Source organism: Haladaptatus sp. DJG-WS-42 (assembly GCF_037198285.1).
Lineage (GTDB): Archaea > Halobacteriota > Halobacteria > Halobacteriales > Halococcaceae > QDMS2.
In genome coordinates this window covers 530,486-553,635 of record NZ_CP147243.1, presented here as the reverse complement: position 1 = coordinate 553,635, position 23,150 = coordinate 530,486, and the positions used below count along the sequence as shown (strand labels likewise).

Here is a 23,150-nt window from a genome sequence, read left to right as displayed (position 1 = left end):
GTCCGGCGTCGTTGAGTGGGGGTAACGACAATCACCACCGTGGGGGGTGTCTGAGTTCACGACCACACTCACTGTGGTCAACCTATCATATGGAGGATACGTGGTTAAGTAAATCTTCTATTTGACTAGAGGGTTCAGAAAGTCGACTCTACATACCTAGAGTTTCCCATCGAGTGCGAGCGTGACGAGCTTGCGTTCTGCCGCGCGCAGATGGTACTGCAACGTGGGCGCGGAGATGTCGAGCGTCGCGGCGAGTTCCTCGCCGTTGGTCACCCGTGGCCACTCGTAAAATCCGCCGAGGTACGCTGTTTTGAGCGCGGTGAGCTGCTTTTCCGTCAGCTCTGCTTCGAGGAGTGCGTAGAACGTGTGGCGCGTCTGTCGCGGCGTGGTGTGGTCGCGGCGGGCCGCAAGCGTGGTGTCGGGATAGGCGCGTTTGATTGCGTCCACTATCTCGCGCACTGACACGTCAGGATGGACGTCAATGAGAATGTGGCTCTGTCCGTGCTGGGTTCCCATCTCCTTTAACACCGCGCCGTGTGCGTCGAGAATCTCTATCAGCGCGGGTTCTGAAAAGCGCATCTCGAACAGGCAGACACTGTCTGATGCGGAAATCAAGCCCAACTCCACCACGTTCTCCATCTCAGTGGCGGTTTCGAGGATACTGTCCGGGTCGATGTCAACGAACGAGACGAACGCTACGGTCTGCCCTTCTGCTTGCGATAAGATGCCTTCGATGTTCATCCGACAGTTGAGCTTCGCCGAGAGACGATTGCAAAGGAGGCGCTCGTCTGCAGTGTGGACTTCGATTTCGACACGCTCGTCGGTCAGTTGACGACCCGCGCGGACGACGGTTTGGAAGCCGTGGCCGATGAGTTGGCCGAGATTCGAGAACGCCGTGAGTTCGGTGTCCGTGACCGAGTGGGCCGTCGCAACGTGGACGAACAACACGTGCGTCGTCTGCTCGCCAGTTCCGATCGGAATCGCGACCACCGAGTTGAAGCCGTGGGTGAGTGCGTCTTTGCGCTCTGTGCGCCACTCGGCCGAATCGAGCACGTTTTCGACGGTGGCTTCGTTTTCCGCCGTCACGGTCGCCGCGAGTGTCTCCATCAAATTCGGCGTGCGGTCTGCGCTCGTAAACTGCTCACCGTAGTCGCTCGCAATTCCCGCTTGGGAGACCACGTCGAGTGTCGATGTGGCATCGTCGTATCGGCACAGCCACGCGAACACGTACGGCTTTGCTGCTTCGAAACTCTCACACACCGCCTCACTGAGTTCGCTGAGCGTCGAAGCAGTCACGATTGCTTCGCCAACCGCACCGAAGATGGCGTTCAGCGTCGCCGCACGTTCGAGGTCGCGTGCCTGTTCGTCAACCCGGTGTTCGTGCGCCTGCGCGCGCTCGTCGCTTTTTTGTCGGTCGCGGAACGCGGCGACGGTGTGAGCGAGTACCGTGAGCGCCTCGTTCGTCTCGGCCGGGACGTTTTGGTCGAGGGTTGCGACAACCACGCCGTGCGTGGAGATGGGGACGGCGATGACCGTTTCATTGGCGAGGTCAGACCGAACCACGTGCCCCTCCATGAACGCCTCCCAGACGATGCCGTCGCCGTGTTCGACCGGAGCCGTTGTTTCGCCTTTGGCTCCAGCGACGGGAATTAACACGCCTTGCTCTTCGCTAAACTCGTAGACGATGAGTTGCTCACAGCCAGCAAGACGCTCACCACCCGCGACGAGCCGGTCATACAGGGCTGTCGGTGAATCGCTTTCCGTGAGTCGCTGTACCGTCTCCGTAAGGCGGCCAAGCGGCGTGTTATCAGACGTGGGCTCGGTCATATCGTGCGTAGTGACAACGCGGTGGCGGTCGCGGTGTATGTAAGGCAAATTGAAGGAGTCCGTTCGTTGTTCGATTCACAGGACCGCAGTTCGTATCTTTCATCGGGTATCGCAGGCGCGATGCCACACGACTGCCCTGGATTCGACTGCCGTTGGATTCTGTGCCGCTGTCTCCACGGCTGTGGCGGGTGCGATTTTTCACGCCCAAAGGGCGGAGACTGCGGTGCTGTCCTGCTCCGTGTTTCTTCAGGCCAGTCTCGGCGGTTGACAGACGAAGATTCGTCTGTGCTTTGCTGCCTGAAGAGTACCATACAAAGTGGATGTTTCTGAACGTAATAATGTTGCTGTTCATGAGAGGTAGCGTCCCGTGAATCAAACCCTTTAACCACCGCCCACGGCAAACACCCGTATGGACCGAGAGGAGCGCGTACACCTCGTTTCGCGCAACACAGAGGAGGTCGTCACCGAAGAGGAGCTTTCGGAAATTTTCGCCACAACGGAGACGCCCACCGTCTACATCGGCTTAGCTCCGACCGGCGAAATGCACATTGGCCACTTCACGACGATGCGCAAACTCGCCGATTTCCTCAACGCCGGTCTCACTGTGAAGGTCCTCGTCGCAGACCTCCACGCACACTTAGACGACGAAAAGAGCCCGTTCGACCTCTTAGACGCCCGCACCGACTACTACCAAGAAGCCATCGAGGGCATGATTGACGCCGCCGGTGCAGATGGCTCACAAATCGAGTTCATCCGCGGACGCGACTTCGAGTTGGAACGCGACTACTCGCTCGACTTGCTCCGAATGGCCGCGGATACGACTATCAGCCGCGTCCAGCGAGCCGGGAGCGAAGTTGTCCGCCAGAGCGACAATCCGAAACTTGGCGGCCTCATCTACCCACTGATGCAGACCCTCGACATCCCCGCGCTTGACGCCGACATCGCCTACGGCGGCATCGACCAGCGCGGCATCTACATGCTGAGCCGCGAAGTCCTCCCCGAACACGGCTTCGAGACGCCAATTTGTGTCTTTGCACCGCTTCTGTCCGGGCTCTCGGGCGGCAAGATGAGCGCCTCTGACGAATCGTCGAAAGTGAATCTCACCGACGAGGCGGACGTTGTGGTCGAGAAAATCACCGACGCGTACTGCCCGCAGGGCGAAGTCGAGGAAAACGGCGTGCTCGAATACCTCCGCTTCCTTGTCTTCCCAATCTTAGAAGAGCGCGGCGAGCCGTTCGTCATCGACCGCCCCGAGAAGTACGGCGGCGACATCGTCTACGACGACTACGACGACCTCGAAGCCGACTTCGTTGCAGAAGACCTCCACCCCCTCGACTTGAAGAAGGCAACGGGCGCGTACATCTCCGACATCATCGACCCAATCCGGACGCGCTTTGCAGAACAACGCGACCTCCTCGCGGCAGCGTACCCCGAGAAGTACGACTAACTCGCGGTTTTTCTTCCGATTGTGACGCTCTGTCAGTGACATCGGTGTAACGGGGTGGCTGTCAAAGTCACCTGGTAACATTTATGTCAGATAAATTGTATGTTTGTCTGGCTCGTGGCTGGTAACGTGATGCTACCAACTCTCTACACGAAACCCCGTACCCAACTGACACGCACTCGCCCGGTGGAGGTGACTGCCTGATGGTGTTCGAAACGACCGGTGGCGCGATTGCGTTCCTGCTCGCTCGCGTCCTCCTCGGCGGCATGCTCGCCTTTACTGGCATCAACCACTTCATGCAGACCGACCAGATGAGCGGCTACGCGGAGCTGAAAGGCGTCCCAGCGCCGACGCTCTCGGTGGTGGCCTCAGGTGTCATGCTCGTCTTCGGTGGCCTTTCGCTGATTCTCGGCTTTTACCCCGTGATTGGCGCTGGTGCCCTCGCCACGTTCCTCATTGTCGCTACCCCGAAGATGCACGACTTCTGGAACGCACCGGAAGACCAACAGCAATCGGAGATGACCGCTTTCTTGAAAAACGTTGGACTGCTCGGTGGCGTCCTCATCGTGCTCGCCCTCGGCGGCACGACGTGGCCCTACGCGCTCGACATGGGCCTCTTCTAACGACTTAGCACATCTCGCGAAGGCGGACGAACGACCCTTCCGCGGCTGAAATCCACGTCGTCGTCTGTACCGTTTCGTCCACGTAGAGCGGGAAAATCGTACACTCGTCGGGTGCGTCGTCGTACCCCTCTACGATCGCGACACACTGAGCAATTGGCTCTTCGCCTGCTGAAACCGCTGTTTGCTCCCCGGCGCTCCCATTGTCACTGACTGCGTCGTTGTACATTTTGCTCTATTGAAATTCGGTCACAACCTATCCCCCCTCGCCGGATGCCGACAGTCCCACACGTCGGCGTGTGACTGGGAGATGTTCACAATGGTATAAAATCATGCCTATTTCTGCCTAAAGAAAATGGCGCTTCGACGACCACCGACACCACCACGCTCATCTACGAGGAGTCCTGACACGCAACCACCTTTGCAGCGCGATTTCATCCGCGCATATAATCACCAATGGAAATCGACCCCACCACCCTCGACGGAACCCTGTATCGCACGCTCGCAGCCGGCGTCATCCCGCGCCCGATCGCGTGGGTGAGCACCCACAGCGAAGCCGGTGTTGACAACCTCGCGCCGTACTCGTTTTTCAACGTCGTGAGCGTCGAACCACCCACCATCATGTTCGCGCCCGTAGACCGCGGCGACGACCTGAAGGACACCCCAAAGAACATCCTCGACACAGAGGAGTTCGTCGTGAACGTCGTCACCGAAGAGTTCGTCGAACAGATGAATCAGAGTTCGGCCACGCTCCCCCACGGCGAAAGCGAGTTCGACCACGCGGGCCTCGAGCGCGCGCCATCGACCAAGGTTGCCCCGCCGCGCGTCGCGGGCGTGAAGGTGGCCTACGAGTGTCGCCTCGCCGATTTCGTTGACGTCGGAGCCTCCTCGATGGTGCTCGGCGAAGTCGTGAACGTCCACGTCGCAGACGAGGCGACGACAGCAGGCAAACTCGACGTTGAAAAACTCGATGCCGTGGGTCGGCTTTCGGGCAACTGGTATGCAAAAACGTCAGACCGCTACGCGCTCGAACGGCCGAAGTAATCAGAACTGGTAGCGCCGCTCGTCGTCGCGCTGGGGGTAGTCGTAGCCGCCGGTCATGTCCTCGTAGGTCATCCCCGAGAGGTACTCGTCGTAGGTCACGTCGTAGCGCCGTCGAAGGTGGAAATCAAGCGTCCCACGTTCGACAATCGACTGAAACAGGAGGTGTACGGCTCGGCGGACGAGTTCGTCCGGGTTGTCCGGTTCGAGCGCGGTCGTGAGCACCGCGAGCTCGTTTTTCGTCTCCCGGTCTAACGACACGGGCAACGACTCATCGAGCGCCGTATACTGATTTTCGATATCCTCAGAGAGGTCGTCGAGACTCATAGCCGGTAGGTGGTTGGGACGACTGAAACCGGTTTCGCCTGCTCAGCTCGTGGCTTCGCTGCGTTCGACTGCCGAGAGCGCGTACCACGGAATGGCGACGGCAATACAAGCGAGGCCGATTCTCGGCCACCACACCTTCGGCGTGAGTCCCACGACGACGAGCACGATACCGAACCAGAGGAGCGTGGCGGGAGTCAGACGCATAGCCCACCGTTCACGAGCCATCGAGTTGATTGTTTCCCGCTCATTCGGGTTCGACGACTGCTTCCACTTCAATCTCCACCAGCATTTCCGGGTCAATCAGGCGACTCACCTCGACCATGCTCGTCGCCGGGCGGATGGCTGCGAACACGTCTCCGTGGGCGCGGCCCACTTCCTCCCACGCGTCGATGTCCGTGACGAACATGCGAGTGCGAATCACGTCTTCGAAGCTCGCTCCGGCGTTTTCGAGTGCCACCGCCACGTTTGTGAGCGCTTGCTTCGTCTGGGCGTACGGGTCGCCCGCGCCAACGACTGCTCCCGACTCGTCGGTTGCGGTGGTTCCGGATACCGAAACTCGATTGCCGATTCGCACCGCCCGCGAGTAGCCAACGACCGATTCCCATTTCGTCCCGCTCGAAACGTTCTGTCGTGCCATGACTGACCCACTCTGTGCGGGGAGAAAACCACTACCCCTAAACGCGCTCTGTGCCTACCGTCGCCCAATGACTGAAGCGTGGTCGCTCCCTGCAGACCTCGATGCCGTCCAGCAGGCGCTGGTCGAGTGGTACGAGGCGGACCACCGCGACTTCCCGTGGCGACGAACCGACGACCCCTACGCCATCCTCGTCTCTGAAGTGATGAGCCAACAGACCCAACTCGGGCGCGTCGTCGAAGCGTGGGAAGCGTTTCTCGACCGCTGGCCAACGCCCGACGCGCTCGCCGCCGCAGACCGCGCCGACGTGGTCGGCTTCTGGAGCGAGATGAGCCTCGGCTACAACAACCGGGCGAAGTACCTCCACGAAGCCGCCCGGCAGGTGGTCGAGGAGTTCGATGGCGAGTTCCCGAAAACGCCCGACGGCTTACAGGAACTCATGGGCGTTGGCCCGTACACCGCGAACGCGGTGGCGAGTTTCGCGTTCAACACCGGCGACGCGGTGGTCGATACGAACGTCAAACGCGTCACGTATCGTGCGTTCGACCTCTCGGACGACGATGCGGTGTTTGAGGAAGCTGCCAACCAACTCATGCCCGCGGGCCAGTCGCGGGTGTGGAACAACGCCATCATGGAACTCGGCGGCGTCGCCTGCGGGAAGGTTCCCGAGTGCGACGTGGCGGAGTGTCCGTGGCGCACGTGGTGTCACGCCTACGAGACGGGCGACTTCACCGCACCCGACGTACCCACGCAACCGAAGTTTGAGGGCAGTCGTCGCCAGTTCCGCGGGCGCGTCGTGAACGTCCTCAAAGAGTACGACTCGCTCACGTTGGACGAACTCGGGCCGCGCGTGCGGGTGGATTACACGCCAGAGGGCGAACACGGCCGCGAATGGCTTTCCGGACTGCTCTCTGACCTCGACCGCGACGAACTCGTGGCCTTCGACGCGGAGACGGGCGACGCCTCCTTGCGACGCTGACAGAGACCCGATGGCTTTTGCGCCTCCGACGGCGAATTTGTGTTATGGCCAATACTCCCCACGTCGTTGCCGTTTGCGGCAGTCTCCGTAACGAGAGCTACACTCGTATCGCGCTGAATCACGCGCTTGCTGAAGCCGAACTCGCGGGCGCGACGACCGAACTCGTCGACCCGATCGGGATGGACATCCCCATCTTCGATGCGGACGACCGCGAACCCGGCGATGTTCCCGCACTGATGCAGAAACTGCAGGCAGCAGACGCCATCATCCTGGGAACGCCGATGTACCACGGCTCGTACTCCTCGCCGCTCAAAACCATCCTCGACTACGCTGGCTTCGACGAGTTCGACGACAAAACTGTGGGCCTGCTCGCGGTCTCCGGCGGTCGGTTCCCAACGACGGCACTCGAACACCTCCGGAGCGTCGGCCGTTCTCTTGGGGCGTGGGTTCTCCCGCATCAGGCAGCGATTCCGGGCGTCCGCGACCAGTTCTACGACGGCGAGTTCGTAGACGAAGAGATGGAAAAGCGCGTCCGCACTCTCGGGCGGCGCGTGGTACAGTTTTGGAACATCGAAGCCGACCCGCGCACCGCAGAGAGCGCGGAGAACGTCGGCGCGGACGACTAAGATTTCCGGAGTGTCGCGCTGCCGTGATTGACAACTATTTTGCTGCTTGCTCGTTCGTGTAGAGGGTATGCACGCTATCACGAACAGCGGCTGGGTTGAGGTGATTTCCGGCTGTATGTTCTCCGGAAAGACGGAGGAGTTGCTCCGTCGCCTTCGACGCGCCGAAATCGCCGGGCAGGAGGTCGCGGCATTCAAGCCCTCCATCGACGACCGCTACGGTACCGAAACGATTGGCTCCCACGACGGCGCAAAGTGGGAGGCACTCGTCGTTGACCCTGAGAATCCCGGCCCGGAAATCTTCGAGGCGCTGAACGGCCAGCAGGTCATCGGCATCGACGAAGCGAACTTCTTCTCAGAGAATCTCGTCTCCGTCTGCGAGCAGCTCGCAGCAGACGGCCGCCGCGTCATCGCAAGCGGTCTCGACATGACCTTCCGTGGCGAGCCGTTCGAGCCGGTTCCGAATCTGATTGCGGTTGCAGAGTACGTCGATAAGGTACAGGCAATCTGTATCGAGTGTGGCGAACCCGCAACCCGCACACAGCGACTTATCGACGGCGTGCCTGCGCACGTCGACGACCCGACGATTCTCGTCGGCGCAGAGGAGAGCTACGAAGCGCGCTGTCGCAACTGTCATACCCTTCGCACCGACTAGAACGCCTGTGACTCAGTGGGTCGAAAACCCGACCGGTGGCCGCGACCGCGGCCCGGTCGCACTCGCGCAGGCGTGGGTCGAAGTACTGTTTCGCCCGCACCGCTTCTTTCGCGCAGCCGTCGCGCCGGGCGACCAAGCGCCCGGCCTCGTGTTCGCGGGCCTTGTCGTCACCATCGAGGAGGCGACACGCTTTCTGCTCGTGGAGAACGCCTATCCTGTCTTCGGGGGGCAAACGGAACTCTCGTTCATCTTCGCGCTCGCGCTCGCGGCGCTGTTCGTCGCGCCCGCTGCGCTCCACCTGACCGCCGCCGTCCAGACGCTCCTGTTGATTCCATTTGCGCCCGAGCGCGGCGGCGTGAGCGAGACGGTGCAGTTGTTGGCATACGCCGCGGCCCCGTGTGTGTTTGCAGGGATTCCAATACCCGCGTTGCGGGCGGTGTGTGCGCTGTACGGAGCCGTGCTCCTCGTCATCGGCGTCCACAAAATCCACCGGGTGTCGCTTCTGCGCGCGGTGGTGCTCGGGGCGATTCCCGCAGCCATCATCTTCGGGTTTGGATTCCGTGGCTTCCCGGCGTTCGAGACGCTTCTCGGTATCGTTTAAGCCCTCCGCTGCAAACCGAGAGGCATGCTGACACTCCAACTCTCCGAGTTCATGGTCGAACTGAAAGATGGCGCGCTCAAAAACGTCGGTCCGGCGAACAAATCCGCCACGGCGAAGCTGTTCGACGTGAGCGAGGCGGAGGCCAGAGCCTTCGGCGACAAGCGCGTTAAACTCGTGTTTCACGACGATGAGGGCAACGAGGTGCAGGTTGCGCTGTTCCCCGACGACGCCCAGAAAGTCCGAGACGAGATAGACTCACTCGAAGCAGAAACTGCGATATTCGAGTAGGTCGCTGACAGCAGGAATCCGATAACCGTTTTAGGCCAGGACCGTTTTTACCGGCTAATGGATAAGTGTATCATCTGCGGGGCTGAGGCAAACGGCCCCATCTGTGACGTCCATCAAGAGGACGTCGTCTTCGAGTTCACTGGTAACCGACCCGGTCAGCTGACCCCCGGCCGCTTCTACAAAGGCACCGTTGACGGCTTCGCTGAGTTCGGTGTGTTCATCGACATCGGCGAGCGCGTCACCGGTCTCCTCCACAAGAGCGAATTAGACCGCCGTCTCGACTCCCTCAACTGGAACGAAGGCGACCCGGTCTACGTCCAGGTCACGAAAGTCCACAACAACGGCAACATCGACCTCGCGTGGTCGATTCGCCAAGCGGACAATGAGTTCCGCGGCAAACTCATCCAGACGCCACAGGGCGACGAGATGCCAGCGGAAACGCCAAAGAAAGAAAAGCGCGCGGTCGTCCGCCAGACGCTTTCTGACAAGCAGAAAGCAAAGCAACAGAAAGACGACGCACGCCGCAAGCAAAAGCAGGCAGAGAGCGAAGAAGTTGAGGAGCAGACGGAGACGCAGGCCGAGCCGGAAGACACGCACGAAGAACACGCCCAAGAACAGGACGCAGAATCAGCCGAGGACGCTGAGTCCGACGCCACCTACGAGCGAACCGAAATCGGCACGCTCTCTGACCACGTCGGCGAGCAGGCCCGTCTCGAAGGCACCGTGACCGGTGTCCGTCAGACAAGCGGCCCGACCGTGTTCACCGTCCGCGACGAAACCGGCACCGTAGACGCCGCCGCATTCGTCGAAGCAGGCGTTCGCGCGTACCCAGAAGTCGAAGTTGGTGACATCATCGGTCTCAACGGCGAAGTCGAGATGCGCCGCGACGAACTCCAAGTCGAGACCGAAGAACTCGACATCTTAGAAGGCGGCGAACGCGATGCCGTCGAAGGCCGTCTCAAAAACGCCCTCGACGCCCGCGCGCGCCCCGAGGCAACCGAGCCACTCGCAGAGGATGCTGCAGTCTCCGCGCTCTCCGAAGAGATCCGCGACGTCGCGACCGCCATCCGCCGCGCCGTCATCGAGGGTCGTCCGGTCATCGTCCGCCACAGCGCAACGGCAGACGGCTACCTCACCGGCGCAGCAATCGAGCGCGCCACCCTCCCACTCATCCGCGAGGAACACTCCCGCGAAGACGCCATCTACCACTACTTCGACCGTCGTCCACTGCAGGACGGCGTGTACGGCATGGACGACGCAACTGGCGACGTCACCAACATGCTCTCGAACCGCGACCGTCACGACGAGCAGTTCCCACTGTTCGTCCTCGCCGCCGCAGGCTCCACGAAGGAGTCGCTCGACGGCCTCGAACTCCTCGACATCTACGGCGCGCCGAAGGTCGTCGTTGACGCCGCCGTTGCAGATGAGGAAGTCGCAGCCGCCGTTGACACGATGCTCAACCCGAACCTCGCAGACGAGAACGTTGAGGCAAACCTCACGAGCGCCGTCCTCGGCGCGAACGTCGCCGTGAACGTCAACAACGGCGTCCGCGACGACCTCGCCCACCTTCCTGCAGTCAGCTTCTGGGAGGACGCACCCGCACAGTATGTCGAACTCGCCGCGAACGCTGGCTACGACGAGAACGCAACCCGCGAACTCCGCGAAGCCATCGCGCTCGAAGCCTACTACCAGTCCTACGAGGACAAGCGCGAGGTCATCACTGACCTCCTCTTTGGCGAAGTCGGCGGGCTTGCAAGCCACATCGCCCAGCAGTTCCGCACCAAGCTCGACGACGAACTCGAGACCGCGGAAGCCAACTTAGACTACGTGGACGAAGGCGGCGTCAACTTCGCCGTCCTCGACACCGACGCGTTCACGAACCGCTTCGACTTCCCGCCGACGGAACTCCTCCTCGACGAGGTCCACCGCCGCAACCGCGAGGGCGAACCGTTCGTGACCATCGGCCTCGCAGACGACGAAATCCACATCCGCGCGACGACCAACGTGGACGTCCGCGAAGTCGCAGAAGCCGCACGCCTCCGCGTGCCAAACGCGGGCGTCACCCCGCGCAGCGCCCACGATGGGAAACTCGAATTCCTCGTCGGCGAGCGCGACGCCGTTCTCGAAGCCGTCATCGCAACGGTCGCAGAACAGCTCGCGTAATTCGAACTTCTCTCCTCGTTCTCACACTCTCGAGTGACTACGCCGTCTCTATCTCAAAGCGCATCACTGGCCGCGTCTCTTTCCGGCGTGCCACCGCAACGAATCCTGCTTCTTCGAAGACGTCCACCAGTCCGTGCCACGCCGAAGTTGCTGAGACGCGCTCTCCCTGTGGGTCAACCGGGTAGCCTTCGAGCACCGTCCCACCCTGTTCGCGGACATACTCCTTTGCGGCGTCGAGGAGGGCGGCCGTGAGGCCCTGTCCACGTGCAGTTCTGTCCACGTAGAAACACACAACCGACCAGACAGCCGTGTCATCGACGGGTTTCGTTATCGGCGAGCGCGCGAGGCGGCCGAACTCCTCGCGGGGCGCGACCGAACACCAGCCCACTGGCTCGCCGTCGGCGTAGGCGAGGATGCCGGGTTTCTCATCAGCGTGGATGAGATCGTGCATTTGCTGGCGATTCGACGCGCCTCGATTGGCGTTGTACTCGGCCTGCGTCTGTCGGTTCCACATGCACCAACAGCCGTCACAGGCGCCGTTGTCACCGAACAGGGTTTCGAAGTCGCTCCATCGGTCTGCGGTGACGACGTGAAAGTCGAACGAAGCCATGTGGGATTCTACGCGAATTGCGGAGAAATACGTGTGTGCCCTGTCTACACACGACGACGTCCGGTTTCCGAGCGACAATCTTATTCGCCACACGCCATGACCTACCCATAGCAACTGCTGATGCGAACTGACACCGAACCCACGGAAACGGATGCGTTCGAGCAGGCCTGCGCAGAGCTTGTCGAGCGGATTCTCGCAGGCGATATCGACAGCGACAATCTCGAGAAGGAGAAGCTGAACGTCTGTTCTGAGTTCTCTTCGCCGAAAGTTCCAAAGAACACGGAACTGCTCGATTACGGCCCGTTCGAGCGCCGCGACGAACTCATCGAGGTGCTCCAGCGCAAACCCGTGCGGACGGCCTCCGGCGTCTCTCCCGTCGCCATCATGACCAGCCCGCACATGTGCCCCCACGGGAAATGTCTCTACTGTCCCGGCGGCCCTGCCTCCGAGTTCTCCAGTTCGCAGAGCTACACCGGCCACGAACCCGCCGCCGCCCGCGGCGTCCAAAACGACTACGACCCGTACGGACAGGTCACCCTCCGGCTCGAACAGCTCCGCGAGATTGGCCACCCCGTTGACAAGGTCGAACTCATTTTGATGGGCGGGACGATGACTGCGCGGAGCCACGATTACCAAGAATGGTTCGTCAAACGCGCACTCGAAGCGCTGAACGATTACGACGTAGACAAGCAGCCGGAACCCGCAGAGGGCGTGAGTTTCGCACAGGATTTCGACGACTACGAGTTCAAATATTTAGAGGACGTCATCGCCGAAAACGAGACTGGCGACATCCGCAACATCGGGACGACGTTCGAGACGAAGCCCGACTGGTGTGACCCAGAGCAAATCGACCGCATGCTCGACCTCGGCGGGACGAAAGTCGAGGTCGGCGTCCAGACGACCTACGAGCGCATCAACCGCGACATGCACCGCGGCCACGGGATTCAGGCATCACTCGACGCGAACCGCCGCCTGCGCGATGCAGCGTTCAAAGTCGGCTTTCACATGATGCCCGGCCAACCGGGAATGTCTCACGAGATGTGCGTAGAAGACTTCCGCCAACTGTTCGAGAGCCCCGACTGGCGGCCCGACTTCCTCAAAATCTACCCGACGCTCGTCGTCCGCGACACCATCACCTACGACATGTGGCGACGCGACGAGTACGAACCGCTCGACAACGAAGAGGCCGCGGACATCGTCGCAGAAGCGATGGACATGATTCCGCCCTACACCCGCCTCCAGCGCGTCCAGCGCGACATCCCTGCAGACTTCATCGACGCGGGTGTGTGGAAGTCGAACCTTCGGCAACTCGCCGAACAACGCCTCGAGGAGAACGGCGGGAAGTGCCGCGACATCCGTGCCCGCGAGGTCGGGATGAACGACGAAGACCCCGACCCGGAGAACATCGAGTTGCAGGTGTTAGAGTACGAGGCTGCGGGCGGACAGGAACACTTCATCAGCTTCGAAGACCCGGTCAAAGACCTCCTGATTGGGTTCTGTCGCCTGCGCTTCCCCGGCAATCCCGTGCGCCGCGAACTCGACAACGCTGCGCTCATCCGCGAACTCCACGTCTACGGCAACGAAATCGGCGTCGGGAAGGGCGAAGGCGACTGGCAACACCGTGGCTACGGGAAGAAACTCCTCGCCCACGCAGAGGAAATCGCCCGCGAGGCCGGATTCGACAAGATGAGCGTCATCTCCGGTATCGGCGTGCGCGAATACTACCGGAAGAAGCTCGGCTATCACCAAGACGGCCCGTACGTGAGCAAGCACCTGTAGACCGCCTATTGCCACTTTTGCAGACTGTTTCATGCATTATGCGTCGGATAAGCGAATTGCTACGCGGCGTTTAATTATCACCCCACAGAGCGTCGGTTTTCCTACTAGATGGGAACGAATCAGGCCGCGCAAGTGGTCGCGATCGTCGCCGTCGGAATCGTGGTGTTCGCTGGGGTGGGGGTGGTTTTCTTCGGCGGAAGCCCACCGGTAGCGCCGGCTATCAACGCATCGGTGCCCGGCGTGCCAGATGTGCCCGGAAACGAGGTGGAGACGCAGACGCCGCGAACGCCGTGGCCCACGCCCGAGCCGTTTCCGAACCCCGACCAAGAGGTGCTACGCGAATCTGAGACGCAGACCGTCTCGCGCTACACGCTGTTGCCGGGCACGGCAAACGAGACTGACGTGTACGTCATCGAAGCCACCCAGCCCGGCCCAACCGCGGTGGTCATTGGCGGGATGCACGGCAACGAGGTCGCGGGCTTCACTGCGGCACGGAACATGACCAACTGGACGGTCACTAGCGGCACGCTCGTCATCATCCCCGAGTCGAACAAGCGCGCGGTGCAGAATCGGACGCGCAAGGCGTTCGGCACCGATTTGAACAATCAGTTCCCTGTCGGACAGCCGAGCAACTCGTCGCTCGCAAACGCCATCTGGACGGCCATCGAGTACCACGACCCGGACATCGTCATCGACCTCCACAGCTCGCGGGGGATTTTCAAAGTTGACGAAGGGGGCGTGGGTCAGGCCATCTTTCCCGGCGTCGAAGGCGCTGCACGAGACGATACGGCCGCGGCCATTGCCTACCTCAACGACCACGAGGTTCCCGACTCGATGGCTGAACACAAGTTCAAGCGCGGAAACATCCTGATGGGAACTGGTCACTCGCTTACTCGCCGCGCTGTTGGTGAACTCGGCGCGTCTGCGTTCCTCATCGAGACGGCAAAACGCGACACCACGCTCGACATGCGCATTCGCTGGACAGCGGTGGCAGTTCGCGTGATTCTCTCGCGCCACGGCATGGTCGCGCCGCCGTCTGCGTAGCCTTTTTTGGACTCGCCATAGCGACATACCTTTCCCAATTCACCCGCTTTGTCGGATATGGACCAGAAACGGGAACTGACGAGCGTTGACCTCGCCGCGCTCGTCACGGAGTTCGGGTCGTACGAGGGGGCCAAAGTCGACAAGGCCTACCTCTACGACGACGACCTGCTCCGGCTGAAGATGCGTGATTTCGAGCGGGGGCGCATCGAGTTGATGATCGAAGTTGGCGAGCAAAAGCGCGCCCACCTCCTCGCGCCCGAACACGTTCCGGACGCGCCGGGTCGCCCGCCGAACTTCGCGATGATGCTGAGAAACCGACTGTCGGGTGCGGATTTCGCCGGCGTCGAACAGTTCGAGTTCGACCGCATCCTCTCCTTTCACTTCACTCGCGAAGACCAGAACACGACCATCGTCGCAGAGCTATTCGGGCAGGGGAACATCGCCGTGCTCAACGAAGACCGAGAGGTCATCAGCAGCCTCGAAACCGTCCGCCTGAAGTCGCGGACGGTCGCACCGGGTTCGATTTACGAGTTCCCGTCTTCGCGCTTTCACCCGTTCAAGGCGAGTTACGAGCAGTTCGTGGCGAAGATGGAGCAATCCGACACTGACCTCGTGCGGACGCTTGCGACGCAACTCAACTTCGGTGGCCTCTATGCTGAGGAACTCTGTACCCGCGCTGGTGTCGAGAAAGTGGTGGACATCGACGACGCGACCGAAGAGGACTTCGAGGCGCTCTATGACGCACTCGGTCGGCTCAAAGACTCGCTCAATCCGGGCAACATCGAGCCGCGACTCTACACCGAAGACGACCGCCCGGTTGACGTGACGCCGATTCCCCTCGAAGAACACGGCGAGTTCGATGAGGAGTCGTTCCCGACGTTCAACGACGCGCTTGATGAGTACTTCATGCGCCTCGAAGCCGACGACGCAGAACAGCGCGGCAAACCGAAACAAAGCGCCGGGAGCAATCGCCCCGACTTCGAAGAGCGCATCGAGCGCCAACAGCGCATCATCGAGCAACAAGAGCAGGCCATCTCCGGGTTCGACGAGCAGGCGGACGCAGAGCGCGAGCGCGCGGAGTTGCTCTACCGCGAGTACGACCTCGTAAACGACATTCTCTCGACCGTCCGTGGCGCGCGTGACGAGGGTGTTCCGTGGCGCGAAATCGAAGCGAAGTTCGAGGAAGGGACGGAGCGAGAAATTCCCGCCGCAGAGGCGGTTGAGAACGTCGATGGCTCGACGGCGACGGTGACAATTACCATCGACGACTACACAATCGACCTCGACACGACCCAAGGCGTCGAACACAACGCAGACCGCCTCTACACCGAGGCGAAGCGAATCGCAGAAAAGAAAGAGGGCGCGCTCGCCGCCGTCGAGGACACTCGCGAAGAGTTGGCGTCGATCAAACGCCAGCGCGACGAGTGGGAAGCCGGGGATGCGGAGCCGGACGACCCAGCCGAAGACAAAGAAGAGGCCGATTGGCTCTCACTCCAGTCGATTCCGATTCGAAAGAACGAACAGTGGTACGAGCGCTTTCGCTGGTTCCACACGAGCGACGGCTTTCTCGTCATCGGCGGGCGCAACGCAGACGACAACGAGGAACTCGTAAAGAAGTATCTCGACAAAGGCGACCTGTTCTTCCACACGCAGGCCCACGGCGGCCCCATCACGATTCTGAAGGCAACCGGCCCAAGCGAACCAGCCCGCGACGTGGACATCCCCGAACAGAGTAAGAAGGAGGCCGCCCAGTTCGCTGTCTCCTACTCGTCGGTCTGGAAAGACGGTCGCTTTGCCGACGAGGCATACATGGTGAACAAAGACCAGGTGTCGAAAACGCCAGAGAGCGGCGAATACTTAGAGAAGGGTGCGTTCACCATCCGCGGCGACCGAACCTACTTCAAGAACACCGAGGTCGGCGTTGCTGTGGGGATTCGCTGTGAACCGCGTACGGAGGTCATCGGCGGCCCGCCGTCTGCCATCAAAGAGCAGGCTGAGACGTACATCGAACTCGAACCCGGACAGTACGCCCAAAACGACATGGCGAAGATGTGTTATCGCGAGTTCCGCGAGCGCTTTGCGGACACGTCGTTCGTGCGGAAGGTGGCGTCACCGGATAAAATCCAGGAGTTCCTCCCGCCCGGCGGGAGTCGGATGCGCGATTAGACCATCCGGTCTGCGATGCTCGCTGCAATCGGGATACGTGGGGTCTGTCCCTGGTAGGCCCGAACCATCATGTAAATCCAGAGGGCGAACGAGCCCACGGCGAACACGAGGTAGATGAGGCCAACGATGAGTGACAGGATGCTGAACAGCGCGAACGTCCCGGCGCTATTGACGAAGAACAACGATGTGATGAGCGTCGAGATAACGCTCAAGACGATGCTCACGACGATGAGGACGGCAGAGAGCGCGATGCTCTGTGCGGCGTGGAAGCGCACGAACTCGTTTTCGGGTTCCACGAAGTACATGATGATACCCGTGATGAAGCCGAGTACGTAAGAAAGCGCACCGCCGACGTTCTCGTCGAGGCCGGTTCCCGACTGTTGGGACATTTGTGGTTCGTCAACTGGTTGTGAGGTTTCAGTAGCCATAGACCCTAGAACGAGGGGGTGGTATGGCTATTGGTATGAACTACTTACATTTCTTTGAATTGATTATTTTGGCGCTGGATATCGGTTCATATTCCATTAATGCTGAATGTAATTGGTTGGATTGACGAACCTGACTGAGGAAAACAATTTTAAGAGTATCAAAGTCTCGAATAGATTTGCGCCGCACTATTTAAAAAGATGAGTACCTATTATATGATTGTGTGGAAAAATAAGCTCGCCAACATTTTTATTACCTTTGAGACAGTCATCATTTTTGATGTCAGGTTATCAACAACCACCAACTCGAGATGATAGTGACGTAATTGGTGCTCGAATTGGTGCTCAAATAGTAGACACAATAATAATCGTTATGCTGTTTTTCCTAGTATTCTACCTATTTAGCGGATTTGGAGGATTAATTGGAGGTGGCGATGAAGGTGCCGTTGCGGGATTCGGACTCATTGGTCTGTTTGGTGGATTTTTGGCTAGTTTCTTTTATGGGTTCCTTCTCGAAGGTGTTTGGGATGGACAAACTATTGGTAAGCGTCTTTTTGGGATAAAAGTGGTTAAAGAGAACGGTGAGGCCTGCAATATGGGGTCAGCATTAGTTAGAAATCTCTTAGAAATAATTGATGGATTATTCTACTACCTTGTTGGCTTCATTGTAATGGCAATGTCGGATAAACGGCAACGCATTGGGGATCGGTTAGCAGGGACGGTTGTTGTTCGAGAAACGCCGAAAACAAAATCTGGATCTGCAGAATAATCTCGTCAGTTAATTCTTAAAATTCGATTGAGAGAGCATTTAATCCTTGAATACAAGTATTGATTAATGCGAATCGCCAGTCGGACACGGACAGAGGGCGGCCGCGAGCGCATCGTGCTCGTGCCGGAAAGCCTCGATGACCTCTGGCATCTCACCTATATTTTAGAGCCGGGAGACCACGTCTCGGGGGACACGACACGCCGCATCCAGCGCGACGACGACATGATGCGCGACACGGGCGGCGAGCGCGAACCGATGAACGTCACCCTCGACGTAGACGAAACGGAGTTCCACAAGTTCGCAAACCGCCTGCGGGTGAGCGGGACGATTGTGGGCTGTTCGAGAGAAGACCAACTCGGCTTCCACCACACGCTGAACGTCGAAGAGCGCGAAGAACTCACCGTCGAAAAGGTGTGGAAAGCAGACCAACTCGACCGCCTCGAAGACGCCGTCGAAGCCACCGAGAATCCCGACGTGGCCATCGTCACCGTCGAAGAAGCCCAAGCCTACGTCCATACGGTTGCCCAGTACGGCACCGACGAGTACGCCTCCATCTCCGGGCCGACCGGGAAAGGCGAGTTCGCCCGTGCGAGGAGCGAGCTGTTCGAGGAAATTGCGAGCGTTCTCTCGCATCTTGAAGTGGATGCAATCATCCTCGCGGGACCGGGATTCACCAAACAGGACGCACTCAAGTTCCTCCAAGAGAACGCGAAAGACATCGCCGACAAAATCACGATGGTCGATACGAGCGCCGTTGGCGACCGCGGCGTCCACGAAGTACTGAAACGCGGCGCGGTGGACGAGGTGCAAGCCGAAACCAGAATCGCAGAGGAAGCAGGACTCATCGACACGCTGATGGAGAACATCGCACAGGACGCGAAAGCCGCCTACGGCGTCGAACAAGTCCAGAAAGCTTCAGACTACGGCGCAGTCGAAAACCTGCTCATCCTCGACGAACGCCTCCGCATGGAACGCGGCGGGCAGGGCGAGTGGGCCTTCGACGTGAACGACCTGATTCAAGAAGTCGAACAAAAAGGCGGCGGCGTAACTGTCTTTTCGAGTGAGTTCCCACCGGGCGAACAGCTCTCGAATCTCGGGGGTATCGCAGCAATTCTCCGATATCGGTTGCAGTAAGATTCAGCGGTAGTGGCGGAGATTTCCGACGATGACGACGAGCACCATCAGCACGCCGCCTGCGGCCATTGCCTCGTCTCGAAAGTCGAGCCATTCGTTGTCGTACGTGTGGTCAATTCTGTACTGATAGACAGCCTCGTCTCTGATGACCGAGAACTGTTTGTCTTCAGGTACAGCGACGTATTGGTACCTCTCTGAAACGGTCGTTTGGCCGTCTTCTTTCGCCGCTTTCACTGCATCCTGCGACATGTCTCCCAAGTCGCTCCAAAAATAGGCCGAGTCGTGAATCGCATCTGCCTGAAAATCACTCCCAGTGTACGTCATCGTGTAGGTTCCGTCAGTCGAGACGAATGCGGGACTCGCAAACGCGCCGATTGAGAGGAACAACCCCGCAAAGAAGACGGTACGTAGAATCCGGCGAGCAGAGAGCACGAACCAGAAAAATCAACCAATTGGCATAAGTTTTCGGCTGTCTCTGACAGAAACAATCGCTCGTTACTCTTCGCCGATACCGAGCGACAGGCCGTCTTTTGCGAACCGAACGTCACCCTCGTAGTGTTTACCAATCGAGTCGAGCATCTCGCGGTGCTTGTTGTTCGTGTGCGGATAGAGATGGGTGAGATACACGCGCCCGATGTCGAGTCCGGAGAGCGATTCGCCCAGTTGGCTCGGCGTCGGGTGGTTCGACACGTCGATCTCGTCGGGGAACGAGCAGTCGTGGGCGAGGACTGCAGACCCCTCGGCGAACTCGGCTAGCTCGCGGAACGCTTCCGAATCGCCCGAGAACGTGAACACGGGGCCGCCATTTTCTGGCGTAAACCGATAGGCGAGGCAGTACATCGAGTGGATGGTCTCCATCGCGGTGATGTCGAACCCGTTGAGCGAAAATGGAGCGTCGGGGCCGACTTCTTCGAAGTCTACGTCAACCTTTTCTTTGAGGTAGTCGTGGACGTCGAGCAGTCCAGTCACGAGGTCTGCGGTGCCGCGCGGCCCGACGACTGTCAGCGTTTCTTCGCCCGCGAGCCAGCGGGCTTTGAGCAGGGGCAGGAGGTCTGCGACGTGGTCTAAGTGGTGGTGGGTCAGGAGGACGGTATCCACGCCTTCGTACCCTACTTCGGTGCGGGCGAGCGCGTGGAGGACGCCGCTGCCACAATCGACGAGTAGTCGTTCGCCGTCCGATTCGAGCAGGATGCCGGTCTGGGCGCGTTCGCCGGTGGGCATCGCGCTCCCGGTTCCGAGAAACGTGAGTCGCATACTGAATCAGACGCTCGCCTGCGGAAAAGGAGTTTTCCTCGCTACCGCGCCCACGCAACCATCCGCGCGTACAAGTCCATCGTCGAGAGCGCGTTTGCGTCCCCGACGAGCACGAGCGCCTTCTTCGCCCGCGTCAGCGCCACGTTCACGCGACGGTGGTCTTTGAAGATGGGGCTGTCGAGCGTTTCTGTGGTGACAAAGGAGACGATGATAACTTCCTTGCTCGACCCCTGGAAGCGGTCTACGGTGTCCACAGCGACGGTTTCGGGCACGGTTCTCGAAATCTCCGCCACCTGCGCCCGGTACGGCGCGATGACGCCGATGTCTGCGTGTGGGACGCCTGCATCCGCGTAGGCCGCGACCACGTCCGCGACCGCCTTCGCCTCGTCCGGGTTCGTGTTCCCGCGTGCGGTTCCGTCGGGGTCGACAAACGAAACGGTATCGGTGAGGTGGTCGGGGAGTTTGGCGGTATCGACGCCAGCCAGTTGCTCGATGCGCTGGGCAGCCACCTCGGGCGTGGCCGGGCGGAGTTTGCCGCCGTAGAACTCTCTGGAGGAAAACGCCTGAATCTTCTGTGCCATGCGATATTGGCGGTCGAGCATCACCGACGCCTCGGGGAACTGGTCGTGGAGGCGCTCGAACAGCGACAGCGAGAGGTCGCCGTCCTCGTCTTCCGGCTCTGACTGAACGACCGGTGGGAGCTGTTCGTGGTCGCCAACGAGGACGAATTTTTCAGCCAAATTGATGGCCGCGAGCGTTCCCGGTTCGGTGAGTTGGGCGGCCTCGTCTACGAGGGCCACGTCGAACTCCTGTTCGCGCATGACGCGGGAGCCACAGGCCGCGGTTGTGGCGGCGACGACCGGCGCGTCGGTGATTTTCGCGGCTTGCACGGTTGGCTCACCGCGCGTCTCCAAGCGCTTGTCCTGCATGTCGTGGCGCACGCCGTTTTCGGAGCCGACGCGGACGAAGTCTTCGAAGCCTTGGTCACGAAGGGCTTCGAGCGCGTTGTCCACCGCTCGATTCGTGAACGCAGAGAGCAGGACGCGATCGCCTCGCTCCACTAGGGCGCGGATGATGCGCGCGATAGTGTACGTCTTTCCGGTTCCCGGCGGCCCGTGGACGAGCGCGCAGTCTTCTGCGGTCACCGCAAGGTTCACCGCCGCGTTCTGCGAGTCGTTGTTGTCGATGTACGTGACTTCTTCGTCGCGGAATGCGGGTTCTCGACGGCCAAAGAGGATGTCTTTGCGCCGTTCTTCGCCCGTCAAGATGGCGTCGTGGAGCGCGACGAGCATGCGGTCTGCGGAGAGTTCGGAGGGGTACACGTCGAGGCGGCGGAGTGAGAGGGGTTCGTCGGTGACGACTGTGATTTCGGAGCCGAGTTTCGTGATACGCCCAAGTTCGGCGTGGCCTTGCACTGGGTCGCCGTCGCTTGCGAGGACAAAGTCCCCGTTTCGCAGCTTTGAGACTGGGTCGTCGCAGGTCGCATGATTCTCCCAGCGGCCGTCTTCGAGTTGTTGTTGGCCGGTTGGCTCTAAATCAATGAGTGCGAGGTCGGCGTCAGCGCGTTCCGCTGCGGTCTGTTCCCAGAGTTTCGCGTATTCTCTGTGCACTGCCCGGCGTTCGTGTTCGACGAGTTTGTAAAACTGCTCGAAGTAGTCGCGTTCCTCGTCAGGTACCGAATCGCCAATCGTCCCGGCTTTCGAGTGCTGGCCAAGGCGACCCGCGATGACCATGCAACTGTCGCGCTCGAAGCAGTACTCGCACTTCGCGTTCGCCTCCTCGCCCGTGGGCACGGACATGTCGAACTCCATCGCGGCGATTTCGTTGCGTTTCCTGAGGACAAACGCGAGGAAGCCCTTGCCCATCGAGAACTCCTTTGCGGGCGAGAGGTCGCCTGAGGCTTCGGCGCGGTCTAAGGCGGCGTTTTTCGTGTAGAGCAAGGTTCCCGTATCGGGCATCTCGCCGCGGTCTGAGAGCAGAAGGGAGTAACAGGCGACCTGCACCTTGTCCTGAAATCGTGGTTCTCGATTCGTGTTCTTCCCCGTCTTGAGTTCGACGGGCATGCCGCGACGGAGGGCGTCGGCCCGGCCCTTGATGCCGTAGGTCTGGCTGATGAGCGTCTGCTCGCTGCGCCAGTCGTCTTCGGTGCCGAGCGTTCCTTGGGCAAGCCACCCTTCGATGGCGCGGGCGTTGGCTTTCACGTCCTCGTGGACTTCTTCTGTGTCTTTTTCGAGCAGGCCGAGGTCTAAGCCCGCTTCTTCGACGCGGTCTGCGACGGCGTCGTCAAGGTTGCCGCCGCGGAGGAGGTCCCCGAACACCTCGTGGACGATTGTCCCTTTGATGACGGGGTAGTTGAGCGGGATGCCCGTGATTTTGTTGAGGTAGTACATCCGCGGGCACTGTACCCACGAGCGGATGTCGGTCACGTTCACGAGGAAGGTGGGTTCGACCACGACCATGGTGTCGCCGGTGGTCGAAAACTGGGTTTCGCCCTGATACTCGCGTTCGTCTGCGTCCTTCACGACGAGCTCCATGCCGGGTTCGAGATACTCGGCCGTTTCTGCCCACTTCCCCCAGAGCGTGAGTTTCACGGGGTCTGCCTGCCCGTCTTCGGGCCGAAGCGTGACCTCTGCTAAGTCACTCTCTCCGTATTTCGTGTTGACTGACCGCTTCTCGCCGACCTCGACGACGGGACCCCGTAGATGCACGTCTGTCCTCCGTGACGAGCGGTGAAAAATCCTGCCGCTCATCCGCGTTCGCAAGGGCT

Annotated in this window: 24 protein-coding genes; 14 read left to right on the top strand and 10 right to left on the bottom strand. The window is 60.3% G+C overall.

Going from position 1 to position 23,150, the window contains the following annotated elements:
- Nucleotides 1–156 precede the first annotated feature (156 nt).
- Entirely contained in the window at nucleotides 157–1,827 is a 1,671-nt protein-coding gene (locus tag V5N47_RS03070) for a bacterio-opsin activator domain-containing protein (RefSeq protein ID WP_338729381.1), read from the bottom strand.
- A gap of 409 nt (nucleotides 1,828–2,236) precedes the next feature.
- Here V5N47_RS03070 and V5N47_RS03065 point away from each other — a divergent pair, with 409 nt between their 5' ends.
- Entirely contained in the window at nucleotides 2,237–3,274 is a 1,038-nt protein-coding gene (locus tag V5N47_RS03065; protein ID WP_338729380.1) for a tyrosine--tRNA ligase, read from the top strand.
- Between the two features lie 200 nt (nucleotides 3,275–3,474).
- On the top strand, nucleotides 3,475–3,894 hold the full coding sequence (locus V5N47_RS03060) for a DoxX family protein (RefSeq protein ID WP_338729379.1): 420 nt from the start codon (nucleotides 3,475–3,477) through the stop codon (nucleotides 3,892–3,894).
- Between the two features lie 4 nt (nucleotides 3,895–3,898).
- On the opposite strand, the gene V5N47_RS03055 is transcribed toward V5N47_RS03060, so the two are convergent.
- The gene (locus V5N47_RS03055) at nucleotides 3,899–4,120 is read right to left on the bottom strand and encodes a hypothetical protein (protein WP_338729378.1); all 222 of its coding nucleotides are present in this window, start codon (nucleotides 4,118–4,120) and stop codon (nucleotides 3,899–3,901) included.
- Nucleotides 4,121–4,347: 227 nt separating this feature from the next.
- Here V5N47_RS03055 and V5N47_RS03050 point away from each other — a divergent pair, with 227 nt between their 5' ends.
- Nucleotides 4,348–4,935, top strand: coding sequence for a flavin reductase family protein (locus tag V5N47_RS03050; protein ID WP_338729377.1), 588 nt, complete (start codon nucleotides 4,348–4,350; stop codon nucleotides 4,933–4,935).
- Here V5N47_RS03050 and V5N47_RS03045 read toward each other — a convergent pair whose 3' ends face one another.
- From V5N47_RS03045 to V5N47_RS03035, 3 genes are read right to left on the bottom strand one after another with little or no spacing between them, the layout of a single operon-like run.
- On the bottom strand, nucleotides 4,936–5,259 hold the full coding sequence (locus V5N47_RS03045; protein ID WP_338729375.1) for a hypothetical protein: 324 nt from the start codon (nucleotides 5,257–5,259) through the stop codon (nucleotides 4,936–4,938). It lies immediately after the preceding gene.
- A 42-nt stretch (nucleotides 5,260–5,301) separates the two neighbouring features.
- Nucleotides 5,302–5,463, bottom strand: coding sequence for a hypothetical protein (locus V5N47_RS03040; RefSeq protein WP_338729374.1), 162 nt, complete (start codon nucleotides 5,461–5,463; stop codon nucleotides 5,302–5,304).
- Nucleotides 5,464–5,503: 40 nt separating this feature from the next.
- Nucleotides 5,504–5,896 (bottom strand): RidA family protein, encoded by a 393-nt coding sequence (locus V5N47_RS03035; RefSeq protein ID WP_338729373.1) that lies wholly within the window; start codon nucleotides 5,894–5,896, stop codon nucleotides 5,504–5,506.
- 67 nt (nucleotides 5,897–5,963) lie between these two features.
- Here V5N47_RS03035 and V5N47_RS03030 point away from each other — a divergent pair, with 67 nt between their 5' ends.
- The 6 genes from V5N47_RS03030 (at nucleotide 5,964) to V5N47_RS03005 (ending at nucleotide 11,202) form a co-directional block, all read left to right on the top strand.
- Nucleotides 5,964–6,872 carry an A/G-specific adenine glycosylase gene (locus V5N47_RS03030; RefSeq protein ID WP_338729372.1) on the top strand — a complete coding sequence of 303 codons (909 nt, stop codon included), beginning with the start codon at nucleotides 5,964–5,966 and terminating at the stop codon, nucleotides 6,870–6,872.
- A 44-nt stretch (nucleotides 6,873–6,916) separates the two neighbouring features.
- Nucleotides 6,917–7,498, top strand: a complete 582-nt coding sequence (locus tag V5N47_RS03025; RefSeq protein ID WP_338729371.1) for an NADPH-dependent FMN reductase — start codon at nucleotides 6,917–6,919, stop codon at nucleotides 7,496–7,498.
- Between the two features lie 67 nt (nucleotides 7,499–7,565).
- Nucleotides 7,566–8,150, top strand: coding sequence for a thymidine kinase (locus V5N47_RS03020; RefSeq protein WP_338729370.1), 585 nt, complete (start codon nucleotides 7,566–7,568; stop codon nucleotides 8,148–8,150).
- Between the two features lie 7 nt (nucleotides 8,151–8,157).
- Complete coding sequence (locus tag V5N47_RS03015; RefSeq protein ID WP_338729369.1) at nucleotides 8,158–8,751, top strand: YIP1 family protein; 594 nt, start codon at nucleotides 8,158–8,160, stop codon at nucleotides 8,749–8,751.
- Between the two features lie 24 nt (nucleotides 8,752–8,775).
- Complete coding sequence (locus V5N47_RS03010) at nucleotides 8,776–9,039, top strand: hypothetical protein (protein WP_338729367.1); 264 nt, start codon at nucleotides 8,776–8,778, stop codon at nucleotides 9,037–9,039.
- 57 nt (nucleotides 9,040–9,096) lie between these two features.
- The gene (locus tag V5N47_RS03005; RefSeq protein ID WP_338729366.1) at nucleotides 9,097–11,202 is read left to right on the top strand and encodes an OB-fold nucleic acid binding domain-containing protein; all 2,106 of its coding nucleotides are present in this window, start codon (nucleotides 9,097–9,099) and stop codon (nucleotides 11,200–11,202) included.
- Between the two features lie 37 nt (nucleotides 11,203–11,239).
- Here the strand turns inward: V5N47_RS03005 and V5N47_RS03000 are convergent, their stop codons facing one another.
- Nucleotides 11,240–11,812, bottom strand: a complete 573-nt coding sequence (locus V5N47_RS03000) for a GNAT family N-acetyltransferase (protein ID WP_338729365.1) — start codon at nucleotides 11,810–11,812, stop codon at nucleotides 11,240–11,242.
- A 120-nt stretch (nucleotides 11,813–11,932) separates the two neighbouring features.
- Between V5N47_RS03000 and V5N47_RS02995 the strand changes: the two genes are divergently transcribed.
- The 3 genes from V5N47_RS02995 to rqcH all read left to right on the top strand — a co-directional run bounded on the left by V5N47_RS02995 (nucleotide 11,933) and on the right by rqcH (nucleotide 16,801).
- Nucleotides 11,933–13,591 (top strand): tRNA uridine(34) 5-carboxymethylaminomethyl modification radical SAM/GNAT enzyme Elp3, encoded by a 1,659-nt coding sequence (locus tag V5N47_RS02995; RefSeq protein WP_338729364.1) that lies wholly within the window; start codon nucleotides 11,933–11,935, stop codon nucleotides 13,589–13,591.
- 108 nt (nucleotides 13,592–13,699) lie between these two features.
- Nucleotides 13,700–14,635, top strand: coding sequence for a succinylglutamate desuccinylase/aspartoacylase family protein (locus V5N47_RS02990; RefSeq protein ID WP_338729363.1), 936 nt, complete (start codon nucleotides 13,700–13,702; stop codon nucleotides 14,633–14,635).
- A 57-nt stretch (nucleotides 14,636–14,692) separates the two neighbouring features.
- Nucleotides 14,693–16,801: a ribosome rescue protein RqcH gene (gene rqcH / locus V5N47_RS02985; RefSeq protein WP_338729362.1), complete on the top strand. Its 2,109-nt coding sequence runs from the start codon at nucleotides 14,693–14,695 to the stop codon at nucleotides 16,799–16,801.
- On the opposite strand, the gene V5N47_RS02980 is transcribed toward rqcH, so the two are convergent.
- The gene (locus tag V5N47_RS02980; protein ID WP_338729361.1) at nucleotides 16,798–17,190 is read right to left on the bottom strand and encodes a hypothetical protein; all 393 of its coding nucleotides are present in this window, start codon (nucleotides 17,188–17,190) and stop codon (nucleotides 16,798–16,800) included. The two genes, rqcH and V5N47_RS02980, sit on opposite strands and share 4 nt — an antisense overlap.
- 316 nt (nucleotides 17,191–17,506) lie before the next feature.
- On the opposite strand from V5N47_RS02980, the gene V5N47_RS02975 reads away from it, so the two are divergent.
- Together V5N47_RS02975 and V5N47_RS02970 are read left to right on the top strand one after the other, a co-directional pair.
- A complete protein-coding gene (locus tag V5N47_RS02975; RefSeq protein WP_338729360.1) occupies nucleotides 17,507–17,995 on the top strand; it encodes an RDD family protein in 489 nt (162 codons plus the stop codon).
- A 66-nt stretch (nucleotides 17,996–18,061) separates the two neighbouring features.
- Entirely contained in the window at nucleotides 18,062–19,129 is a 1,068-nt protein-coding gene (locus V5N47_RS02970; protein ID WP_338729359.1) for an mRNA surveillance protein pelota, read from the top strand.
- Nucleotides 19,130–19,132: 3 nt separating this feature from the next.
- Here V5N47_RS02970 and V5N47_RS02965 read toward each other — a convergent pair whose 3' ends face one another.
- The 3 genes from V5N47_RS02965 to V5N47_RS02955 form a co-directional block, all read right to left on the bottom strand.
- A complete protein-coding gene (locus V5N47_RS02965) occupies nucleotides 19,133–19,561 on the bottom strand; it encodes a hypothetical protein (protein ID WP_338729358.1) in 429 nt (142 codons plus the stop codon).
- A 63-nt stretch (nucleotides 19,562–19,624) separates the two neighbouring features.
- Nucleotides 19,625–20,383, bottom strand: coding sequence for an MBL fold metallo-hydrolase (locus V5N47_RS02960; protein WP_338729357.1), 759 nt, complete (start codon nucleotides 20,381–20,383; stop codon nucleotides 19,625–19,627).
- Nucleotides 20,384–20,424: 41 nt separating this feature from the next.
- Entirely contained in the window at nucleotides 20,425–23,091 is a 2,667-nt protein-coding gene (locus V5N47_RS02955; protein ID WP_338729356.1) for an AAA domain-containing protein, read from the bottom strand.
- Nucleotides 23,092–23,150: the final 59 nt, after the last annotated feature.

Excerpts from the sequence above, each read along its gene's own strand:
- V5N47_RS03055 (WP_338729378.1), bottom strand. The coding sequence starts at position 4,120 with ATGTACAACGACGCAGTCAGTGACAATGGGAGCGCCGGGGAGCAAACA.
- V5N47_RS02970 (WP_338729359.1), top strand. The coding sequence starts at position 18,062 with ATGCGAATCGCCAGTCGGACACGGACAGAGGGCGGCCGCGAGCGCATC.
- V5N47_RS03050 (WP_338729377.1), top strand. The coding sequence starts at position 4,348 with ATGGAAATCGACCCCACCACCCTCGACGGAACCCTGTATCGCACGCTC.
- V5N47_RS03010 (WP_338729367.1), top strand. The coding sequence starts at position 8,776 with ATGCTGACACTCCAACTCTCCGAGTTCATGGTCGAACTGAAAGATGGC.
- rqcH (WP_338729362.1), top strand. The coding sequence starts at position 14,693 with ATGGACCAGAAACGGGAACTGACGAGCGTTGACCTCGCCGCGCTCGTC.
- V5N47_RS03065 (WP_338729380.1), top strand. The coding sequence starts at position 2,237 with ATGGACCGAGAGGAGCGCGTACACCTCGTTTCGCGCAACACAGAGGAG.
- V5N47_RS03060 (WP_338729379.1), top strand. The coding sequence starts at position 3,475 with ATGGTGTTCGAAACGACCGGTGGCGCGATTGCGTTCCTGCTCGCTCGC.
- V5N47_RS02995 (WP_338729364.1), top strand. The coding sequence starts at position 11,933 with ATGCGAACTGACACCGAACCCACGGAAACGGATGCGTTCGAGCAGGCC.
- V5N47_RS02960 (WP_338729357.1), bottom strand. The coding sequence starts at position 20,383 with ATGCGACTCACGTTTCTCGGAACCGGGAGCGCGATGCCCACCGGCGAA.
- V5N47_RS03025 (WP_338729371.1), top strand. The coding sequence starts at position 6,917 with ATGGCCAATACTCCCCACGTCGTTGCCGTTTGCGGCAGTCTCCGTAAC.
- V5N47_RS02980 (WP_338729361.1), bottom strand. The coding sequence starts at position 17,190 with ATGTCCCAACAGTCGGGAACCGGCCTCGACGAGAACGTCGGCGGTGCG.
- V5N47_RS03020 (WP_338729370.1), top strand. The coding sequence starts at position 7,566 with ATGCACGCTATCACGAACAGCGGCTGGGTTGAGGTGATTTCCGGCTGT.
- V5N47_RS03045 (WP_338729375.1), bottom strand. The coding sequence starts at position 5,259 with ATGAGTCTCGACGACCTCTCTGAGGATATCGAAAATCAGTATACGGCG.
- V5N47_RS02990 (WP_338729363.1), top strand. The coding sequence starts at position 13,700 with ATGGGAACGAATCAGGCCGCGCAAGTGGTCGCGATCGTCGCCGTCGGA.
- V5N47_RS03030 (WP_338729372.1), top strand. The coding sequence starts at position 5,964 with ATGACTGAAGCGTGGTCGCTCCCTGCAGACCTCGATGCCGTCCAGCAG.
- V5N47_RS03000 (WP_338729365.1), bottom strand. The coding sequence starts at position 11,812 with ATGGCTTCGTTCGACTTTCACGTCGTCACCGCAGACCGATGGAGCGAC.
- V5N47_RS02975 (WP_338729360.1), top strand. The coding sequence starts at position 17,507 with ATGTCAGGTTATCAACAACCACCAACTCGAGATGATAGTGACGTAATT.
- V5N47_RS03005 (WP_338729366.1), top strand. The coding sequence starts at position 9,097 with ATGGATAAGTGTATCATCTGCGGGGCTGAGGCAAACGGCCCCATCTGT.
- V5N47_RS03040 (WP_338729374.1), bottom strand. The coding sequence starts at position 5,463 with ATGCGTCTGACTCCCGCCACGCTCCTCTGGTTCGGTATCGTGCTCGTC.
- V5N47_RS03070 (WP_338729381.1), bottom strand. The coding sequence starts at position 1,827 with ATGACCGAGCCCACGTCTGATAACACGCCGCTTGGCCGCCTTACGGAG.
- V5N47_RS03035 (WP_338729373.1), bottom strand. The coding sequence starts at position 5,896 with ATGGCACGACAGAACGTTTCGAGCGGGACGAAATGGGAATCGGTCGTT.